This window comes from Acinetobacter sp. UBA6526 (genome assembly GCF_002434875.1).
Lineage (GTDB): Bacteria > Pseudomonadota > Gammaproteobacteria > Pseudomonadales > Moraxellaceae > Acinetobacter > Acinetobacter venetianus.
Map to the genome: position 1 here is coordinate 1 of NZ_DJLC01000230.1, position 230 is coordinate 230.

Here is a 230-nt window from a genome sequence, read left to right on the forward strand (position 1 = left end):
TATTTTAAAAGATGCGAGCTATACGGCTTGCCCACCCGGACAGAAACCAGCTTGGCGAATTCAAGCTAAAGAAATTGAGCTGAATCAAGATACAGGCCGAGGTGTAACTCGCGGTACAAAGTTATATGTTAAGGATGTTCCAGTTCTCGCTGTGCCCTACTTTAACTTCCCGATTGATGATCGCCGCACGACTGGTATTTTAAATCCAAACTTTGGTTATAGTAATGATG

Annotated in this window: 1 protein-coding gene; it reads left to right on the forward strand. The window is 43.0% G+C overall.

Features of this window, described 5'->3' with window-relative positions; genetic code table 11:
- Positions 1-230, forward strand: a 230-nt coding sequence (locus B4237_RS15580) for a hypothetical protein (RefSeq protein ID WP_286943874.1), incomplete at both ends; no start/stop codon positions are given.